The sequence below is a fragment of the Streptomyces boluensis genome (assembly GCF_009908195.1).
GTDB classification, from domain to species: Bacteria; Actinomycetota; Actinomycetes; order Streptomycetales; family Streptomycetaceae; genus Streptomyces; species Streptomyces boluensis.
In genome coordinates, this window is the sequence record NZ_JAAAHS010000358.1 from 1 (window position 1) to 7,875 (window position 7,875).

The following is a 7,875-nucleotide window of genomic DNA, read 5'->3' on the forward strand; positions in this document are numbered from 1 at the left end:
CCGGTACCGCAGCTCCGGCCGGCCCGTGCCCCCGTACTTGAGGCGGACCTCGACGCGGCCCGTGTCCGCGAAGAACTCCAGGTAGCGGCGGGCGCTGACGCGTGAGAGGGAGCCCGCCTCGGCGCACTCGGTGGCCGAGAGGCCGGACGGCTCGGCCCGTAGTACCCCTTCCACCAGGTCCGCCGTGTGCGCCGCGAGGCCCTTCGGCAGCTCACGTGAGCCCGGCGGGCGGGTGCCGAAGATCCGGTCCACGTCCTCCTGCCGGGCCTCGCCCAGGTCGTCGAGGCGGGACCGGAGCGCGGCCACATGCCTCAACTGCTCCTGCAGCGCTGCCTGGTTGAACGGCTTGATGAGGTAGTGCAGCGCCCCGGCGCGCAGCGCGGAACGGATCACCTCCGCGTCCCTGGCCGCCGTGATGAACAGCGCGTCCACCCGCGGCCGCGCGGGCTCCCGCTCCTCCGCCGCGCGCAACTCCCGCAGTACGGCGATGCCGTCCATGTCCGGCAGGTACACATCGAGGAGTACGAGATCGGGGTGGAGCCGTTCCGCGGCGCGCAGCGCCTCGGCGCCGCTGTGCGCGACACCGGCCACCGCGAATCCGTCCATCGCGGACACACAGCGGCCGTGCAGCTTCGCCACCATGAAGTCGTCGTCCACGACAAGGACCTTCGTCTGCTCGTTCACCGCGTCAGGCTAGGTACGCGACCACAACGACCACAACGTTCGTTGCTTGCGGAAGAGAGACAGCTTGTTAACGCCCAGGCAACATGTGGGCCACCTCACACGCCTTCACGGCACCTTTATTTCCCCGACCCCTTACGTACCGACAGGTGGTGGCACACGTGCGCCTGCGCACACCCCTCGCCCTGCTCGGGGCCGCGCTGCTCGTGCTCGCCGGGCCGCCGCTGCTCACCACGGGCAGCGGCGCCGACACCGGCACGCAGATCCCGGGCCTGCGCCTCATGGTCCCCAACACCCCCGGCGGCGGCTACGACATCACGGCCCGCACCGCGGCCAAGGACGCCGAGGACGCCGAACTGACCCACAACATCGAGGTGTTCAACCTGCCCGGCGCGGGCGGCACCGTCGGTCTGACCCGGCTCGTCGGCGAGCACGGCAACGGCAAGCTCGCCATGTCCATGGGCCTGGGTGTGGTGGGCGCCGCACGCTCCAACCACTCGCCGAAGACCCTCGCCGACACCACCCCGATCGCGCGCCTCACCGAGGAGCAGGACGTCGTGGTCGTCGCCAAGGACTCCCCGTACAAGACCATCGAGGACCTGATCGGCGCCTGGAAGAAGAACCCGGGCAAGATGCCGGTCGGCGGCGGGTCGTCGCCCGGCGGGCCGGACCACATCGCGCCCATGCTGATGGCGCGGGCCGCCGGGATCGAGCCGAAGAAGGTCAACTACGTGCCGTTCGACGGCGGTGGTGAACTCCTCGCCTCCATCCTCGGCAACAAGGTCGCCTTCGGGGTGTCGGGGGTCGGTGAGTATCTCGACCAGATCAAGTCGGGCGAGCTGCGGCTGCTCGCCGTGACCGGGCCGAAGCGCGTGCCGGGCCTCGACGGGCCGACCCTCAAGGAGTCCGGCTACGACGTGAACTTCACCAACTGGCGCGGCATCGTCGCCCCGCCCGGCCTCTCCGAGGCCGAACGCGCCAAGCTCACCGGCCTGGTGGAGAAGCTGCACGCCTCGAAGCAGTGGCAGAAGTCCATGAAGAAGAACGGCTGGGAGGACGCCTTCACCACCGGCGACGACTTCGGCGCGTTCCTCGAAGCCCAGGACAAGCGTGTGGTGTCCGTACTGAAGGAGCTGGGGCTGTGACGACCACGACAGAGACCCCCGAGAGCCCCGAGAGCCCCGAGAGCCCCGAGGTCCAGCCGGAGCCGCGCAGGTCCTGGCTCAAGGAACACTCCGAACTCGGCGTCTGCGCCCTGCTGTTGGCGCTCGGCGTGCTCGTCCTCACCGACGCCCTCACCATGGACGTCGACATCACCCAGCGCGGCCCCATCGGCCCCAAGACGGTGCCGCTCGTGGTCGGCGTCGGGCTGCTCGTGATCGCCGCGCTGCTCGCCGTCGACGTACTGCGCGGCGGCCACGGTGAGGCCGAGGGCGGTGAGGACGTCGACCTGTCCGAACCCGCCGACTGGCGCACCGTGCTGCTGCTCGCCGGGGTCTTCCTCGCCACCGCCGTACTGATCGACCCGCTCGGCTTCCCCATCGCCGGAGCACTGCTGTTCTGGGGCGCCGCCTTCGCGCTCGGCAGCCGCCGCGTCGACCGCGACCCGCTCATCGCCGCGGTGCTCTCGCTGCTCACCTACGTCGTCTTCAACAACCTGCTCGGGGTGCCGCTGCCCGGCGGTCCGCTGATGGGAGTGCTCTGACATGGATGCCCTCAACTCCCTGATGGACGGCTTCGGCACGGCCCTCTCCCCGATCAACCTGCTCTGGGCCGCGATAGGCGTGCTCCTCGGCACCGCCATCGGCGTCCTGCCCGGCATCGGCCCCGCCATGGCCGTCGCACTGCTGCTCCCGGTGACGTACGGACTCGAACCGACCGGCGCGTTCATCATGTTCGCCGGGATCTACTACGGGGCGATGTTCGGCGGCTCCACGACCTCCATCCTGCTCAACACCCCAGGCGAGAGCGCGGCGGTCGTCGCCGCCATGGAGGGCAACCCGATGGCCAAGGCGGGGCGCGGCGCACAGGCGCTCGCGGCCGCCGCCATCGGCCACTTCGCGGGCGGCATGGTCGGCACGATCCTGCTCGTCGCGCTCGCCCCGAAGATCGCCGAACTCGCCGTCGACATCGGCGCACCCGACTACTTCGCCATCATGGTCCTCGCCTTCATCGCGGTGACCAGCGTCCTCGGCTCCTCCCGCGTCCGCGGCCTGGCCTCCCTGCTCATCGGTCTCACCATCGGCCTCATCGGCCTCGACCAGATGACCGGACAGCAGCGCCTCACCTTCGGCACCCTCGAACTCGCCGACGGCGTCGACGTGGTGATCGTCGCGGTCGGCCTGTTCGCGATCGGCGAGGCCCTGTGGGTCGCCGCGCACCTGCGCCGCACCAGCGGCGAGGCCATCCCGGTCGGCCGCCCCTGGCTCGACAAGGGCGACGTCAAGCGCTCCTGGAAGTCCTGGCTGCGCGGCCCCGTCATCGGCTTCCCGTTCGGCGCGATCCCGGCCGGCGGCGCGGAGATCCCCACGTTCCTCTCGTACGTCACCGAGAAGCGGCTCTCCAAGCACAAGGACGAGTTCGGCAAGGGCGCCATCGAGGGCGTCGCGGGGCCCGAGTCCGCGGCCTCCGCCTCGGCCGCCGGAACCCTCGTCTCCATGCTCACCCTCGGCCTGCCCACGACCGCCGTCGCCGCCGTGATGCTCGCCGCGTTCCAGCAGTACGGCATCCAGCCGGGCCCGCTGCTCTTCGAACGCGAACCGGAGCTGGTGTGGGGCCTGATCGCCTCGCTCTTCGTCGGCATGGTGCTGCTGCTCGCCCTGAACCTGCCGCTCGCACCGCTCTGGGCGAAGCTGCTGCGGATCCCGCGGCCGTACCTGTACGCGGGCATCCTCTTCTTCGCCGCGGTCGGTGCGTACGCGGTCGGCGGTGAGGCCCTCGACCTGGTGATCCTGCTGGTCATCGGCCTGATCGGCTTCGGAATGCGGCGCTACGGACTGCCCGTCCTGCCCGCCGTCATCGGCGTCATCCTCGGCCCGGCCGCGGAGCAGCAGCTGCGGCGTGCGCTGCAGATCAGTGACGGCAGCTTCACGGGGCTCGTCAACACCCCCTTCTCCGTGACGGTCTACGCGGTCGTGGTGCTGCTGCTCGCCTGGCCGTTGATCAACAAGCTGATCAAGCGCGGGAGTTCGGACCGCGAGGACCAGGACCAGGATCAGGACCGTACCGTGGACGCATGACGCCCACGGACGACATCAGGCCCGCCACGGGCGCGGACGTGCCCGCCGTACGCGCGGTCACGGACGCGGCGTACCACCGCTACATCGCGCGCATCGGACTGCGTCCCGCGCCGATGGACCGCGACCACGCCGCGGACGTGGCGGCGGGCATGGTGTCCGTCACCGGTGACCCGGTCACCGGCCTTGTGGTCCTCGTCCCGCACGAGGACCACCTCTACCTCGAATCGATCGCGGTCCACCCCGACGCCCACGGGCACGGGGTGGGCCGCGCTCTGCTCACCTTCGTCGAACGGCGGGCCCGCGCGCTCGGCCTGCCCGAGGTGCGGCTGCTCACCAACGCCCTGATGTGGGAGAACCAGAAGATCTACGCCCGGTACGGGTACGAGATCGTGGAGCGCCGCAAGGACGGGCCGTACGACCGGATCCACTACCGCAAGCGGGTGGACGGCGGGGCCTGAGTTCTTCCCCGAGGGGTCTGAGTCTTCCCCGAGGGGTCTGGGGCGGAGCCCCAGTTACGGGCGGAGCCCCAGTTACGGGAAGGGGCGGTCAGCTCTCCGGCCACCATGTTCTGCGGATGTCCTCGCGGACTTCGGGGCGCGGGCGGGCGGCCTCTTCGCGGCGATCTTCGGCGCGGCGGCGGGCGGCGGGCCTGGCCAGGGGCTTCTGCAGGGTCTGGCGACGCATGACGGCCTCCTAGAGTGGGGCAGTCCGGGCCTTCCTGAGGAGAGGGGCCCGGAGAAGGAGAGTCACCCATCACCGGCCGCCTGTCTGTGGCCTGCGTCACGCTCTGCGGTGAACCTGGACGGTCTGTCGAGCCCGGCCGGGCATGTTCTGGGCCGAGGATCGAGTTCCGGGCGTTGTCAGTGACGCCTGTCACCATCGGGACCATGACGACCGAACGGCACACCACCATCGACTGGGACGCGTACGCCGACACCTTCGACGACGACGCCGACCACGGCCTGCGGGACGCCACCGTCCGCGCCGCCTGGGCCGAGCGGCTAGCGGACTGGCTGCCCGCCGCCCCCTCCGACGTGCTCGACCTCGGCTGCGGCACCGGCAGCCTGGCCCTCCTCGCCGCCGAGCGGGGCCACCGCGTCACCGGCGTCGACAGCGCGCCACGCATGGTGGAGCGCGGGCCCGCGCGAAGCTCGCCGGGACCGGGGCCGAGGTGCGGGTGGGCGACGCGAGCAGACCCCCGGTCGGCGACCAGCGCTTCGACGTGGTCCTGGTCCGGCACGTGCTGTGGGCGCTGCCCGACCCGGACGCGGCGCTGCGGCACTGGTGCGGGCTGCTCCGCCCCGGCGGCCGGCTCGTCCTGGTCGAGGGCGTCTGGGGCGAGCAGAACCCCGCCGGCATCCCGCAGGCCCGGCTCGCCGCCGCCCTCGCCCCGCTCGCCGGACGCGTCCACTCCGAGCGGCTCTCGTCCGACCCGCGCCTGTGGGGCCGCCCGGTACGCGACGAGCGGTACGCCCTGGTGGCGGTCGTCGACGGCCCGCGCCGCCACACCGAGGTGGTCGACGTGCACCTCATCGTGCGCCGCGGCGACGAAGTGCTCCTCGCCCGCCGCGCGGGCACCGGGTACGCGGACGGGCTGCTGCACGCACCCTCCGGGCACACCGAGGACGGCGAGGACGTACGGGCGGCGGTGATCCGCGAGGCCGAGGAGGAGGTCGGCCTCCTCCTCGGCCCCGACGACCTGCGGACCGCCCTCGTCATGCAGCACCGCGGCCCCGGCGGCGCCCCGCGCATCGGCTGGTTCTTCGAGGTCACGCACGGCGCGGGCGGCACCCCCGTCAACCGCGAGCCCGACAAGTGCTCCGAGCTCGGCTGGTACGCGCTGGCCGAGCTGCCGGACGACATGGTGGCGTACTGCAGAGCGGGCCTCGACGCGTACGCCGCGGGTGAGCGCTTCGTCGTCCACTGGCACGAGGACGGCGACGACATCGCGTACGACGCCACGGCACGGCGGGCGGTGCCGCTGCCGTTGAGCGGCGGGTAGCGGCGGGTAGCGGGGTCAGTGGGCGAGTCGGTTCACCAACTCGCCGCTCCTGGCGAGGAGTTCGAGCTCGTCGAGGGCGCCCAGGGCCGCCGTCGCGGCCCGCGGGTCCCGCTCCGCGAGGCCGCTCTCGGCGAACTCGTCCTCGTCCAGGCGCAGGATCGACGTACGGTCCGCGGAGACCCACAGGTCCAGGTCCAGGTCCTCGACGACGAGACCGGCCCCGTCCACCTCGGCGGGGCGGGTGACATCGCAGTACCAGCCCTTCAACCCGCCCTCGCCGTCCCGGACTTCCTTCACCGCGTACCAGCGGTCGCGCCAGTAGTGCTCGGTGAACACATCGCCCGGCTCGAAGCGCACGAAGCCGAAGTCCCGTATGCCCGCGGCCGCCCAGGGCGCCCGCACCACCACATGGCGGCCGTCGTCGCGCAGCAGCGTCGCCGGATAACGGATCTTCGTCCGTCCGGCCTTGCGCAGCACCACATGCACCGTGGCCGTGTCCTTGGAGTTCACGTCGTCCTTGGAGTCCACGTCCGCCTCAGCCGATGCCGAGTTCTCTGACATGGCGTACCTCCGTCGCACAGATGTCGTAGCCGAACCACTTGTTGACCGCCAGCATCGGCTGGTTCTCCGCGTCGTTGCCGGTGAACGCCTCGGTGAGGCCCGCCGCCCCGGCGCGGTGCAGGGAGTGCGCCTTGACGAGTTTCGCCAGGCCACGGCCCCGGTGGGCGCGGTGCACGCCCGTCATCCCCGACAGGTACCGGCCTGCCCCGTCGGTATGGGCCGCCGTGAACGCCGCGGGCGCCCCGTCCACCACGGCCACCACGGTGAGCTCCCGGTCCAGGCAGGGGTGGCCCCAGGCGGTGGTCAACCAGTCCTCGTAGTCGTCGAGTTCCGTACCGATGTCGCCCGGCTCGTCCGCGGTCGTCGCCGCGTCGAGCGTGAACAGCGGCCGCGGGTCGGCCGCGAAGTCCGCCGCCGTACGCAGCTCGACCCCGGCCGGAACCTCCGGCAGCGGCGGCAGCGTGCCGTCGGCCAGGTCAAGGCGGAGGAAGTGCGCGGACCGGCGCGCCTCGTAGCCGCGCCGCTCGGCGAAGACCCGGTTCGCGCTCTCGTCGAGCACCCAGCTGTAGACGGAACGCGCGCCCGCGAGCGCCAACTGCTCCTCGGCGGTGCGCAGCAGCAGCGAACCCGCGCCGCGCCCCCGGAACTCCGGGTGCACATACACGTTCGCGTACGCCTGCCCGGGAGTGTCGCTCTCGTACGCGAGTCCGACCTCGGCGCGGCCGACGACCCGGCCGTCGACCTCGGCGACCAGGAGCCGGAACGCGCGCGCCGGGTTGGCGTGCGTCACGGACCGGATCATGGCCTCGGGCGTGGTCACCAGGAAGGGGATGGCCGCGCGCAGCACCTCGGTGGTGGCCTCGGCGTCGGCGGGGCGGAATTCTCTGACGAGCACAGTCATGGTGTCGGACCGTACGACGCGAAGTGCTGCCCGCGCCTTCGAATTACGGGTCCGTACGCGAGAATCGGTGCCGTGACTCTGAAGATCCACGTAGACCACGACGCCGCCGCCCCCTACGAGCAGGTGCGCGCCCAGATCTCCGAACAGGCCAGGTCGGGCGCGCTGCCCGTCGGGCACAAACTGCCGACGGTGCGCGGCCTCGCGGAGCAGCTAGGCCTCGCCGCCAACACCGTGGCCAAGGCGTACCGCGCCCTCGAGGCGGACGGGGTGATCGAGACCCGTGGGCGCAACGGCACGTTCGTCGCGGCGGCGGGGGATGCGGCGGAGCGGCATGCGGCTGCCGCCGCGCAGAGCTATGCGAGGGAGGCCCGTCGCCTGGGCCTCGACCGAGCGGCTGCGCTCGCCGTAGCGCAGGAGGCACTGCGGGCCATCTACACCTGACTCTTGTCGTACAAGGCGCCCGGCACCGTGGTGCTGTGCCCACCCTCCCC

At 71.9% G+C, this 7,875-nt stretch carries 9 protein-coding genes and 1 pseudogene; 6 read left to right on the forward strand and 4 right to left on the reverse strand.

The window, feature by feature from the left end:
* Nucleotides 1-684, reverse strand: a 684-nt coding sequence (locus GUY60_RS30580; protein ID WP_312866488.1) for a response regulator, incomplete at its 3' end; no start/stop codon positions are given.
* Nucleotides 685-842: 158 nt separating this feature from the next.
* Here GUY60_RS30580 and GUY60_RS30585 point away from each other — a divergent pair.
* From GUY60_RS30585 to GUY60_RS30600, 4 genes are read left to right on the forward strand one after another with little or no spacing between them, the layout of a single operon-like run.
* Complete coding sequence (locus GUY60_RS30585) at nucleotides 843-1,826, forward strand: Bug family tripartite tricarboxylate transporter substrate binding protein (RefSeq protein ID WP_187370168.1); 984 nt, start codon at nucleotides 843-845, stop codon at nucleotides 1,824-1,826.
* On the forward strand, nucleotides 1,823-2,386 hold the full coding sequence (locus GUY60_RS30590) for a tripartite tricarboxylate transporter TctB family protein (RefSeq protein WP_161703683.1): 564 nt from the start codon (nucleotides 1,823-1,825) through the stop codon (nucleotides 2,384-2,386). The genes GUY60_RS30585 and GUY60_RS30590 overlap by 4 nt, the downstream gene beginning before the upstream one ends.
* 1 nt (nucleotide 2,387) lies before the next feature.
* Entirely contained in the window at nucleotides 2,388-3,920 is a 1,533-nt protein-coding gene (locus GUY60_RS30595) for a tripartite tricarboxylate transporter permease (RefSeq protein WP_161703685.1), read from the forward strand.
* Entirely contained in the window at nucleotides 3,917-4,378 is a 462-nt protein-coding gene (locus GUY60_RS30600; RefSeq protein ID WP_161703687.1) for a GNAT family N-acetyltransferase, read from the forward strand. Before GUY60_RS30595 ends, GUY60_RS30600 begins: the two co-directional genes overlap by 4 nt.
* An 88-nt stretch (nucleotides 4,379-4,466) precedes the next feature.
* Here the strand turns inward: GUY60_RS30600 and GUY60_RS38310 are convergent, their stop codons facing one another.
* A complete protein-coding gene (locus GUY60_RS38310) occupies nucleotides 4,467-4,604 on the reverse strand; it encodes a hypothetical protein (RefSeq protein WP_187370167.1) in 138 nt (45 codons plus the stop codon).
* A 203-nt stretch (nucleotides 4,605-4,807) separates the two neighbouring features.
* On the opposite strand from GUY60_RS38310, the pseudogene GUY60_RS39815 reads away from it, so the two are divergent.
* Nucleotides 4,808-5,922 (forward strand): annotated as a pseudogene (locus tag GUY60_RS39815) (methyltransferase domain-containing protein).
* Between the two features lie 15 nt (nucleotides 5,923-5,937).
* Here the strand turns inward: GUY60_RS39815 and GUY60_RS30610 are convergent.
* A complete protein-coding gene (locus GUY60_RS30610) occupies nucleotides 5,938-6,483 on the reverse strand; it encodes a ribonuclease FAU-1 family protein (protein WP_161703689.1) in 546 nt (181 codons plus the stop codon).
* Entirely contained in the window at nucleotides 6,458-7,384 is a 927-nt protein-coding gene (locus GUY60_RS30615; RefSeq protein ID WP_161703691.1) for a GNAT family N-acetyltransferase, read from the reverse strand. Before GUY60_RS30615 ends, GUY60_RS30610 begins: the two co-directional genes overlap by 26 nt.
* A gap of 72 nt (nucleotides 7,385-7,456) precedes the next feature.
* Here GUY60_RS30615 and GUY60_RS30620 point away from each other — a divergent pair, with 72 nt between their 5' ends.
* Nucleotides 7,457-7,825 (forward strand): GntR family transcriptional regulator, encoded by a 369-nt coding sequence (locus tag GUY60_RS30620; protein WP_161703693.1) that lies wholly within the window; start codon nucleotides 7,457-7,459, stop codon nucleotides 7,823-7,825.
* Nucleotides 7,826-7,875: the final 50 nt, after the last annotated feature.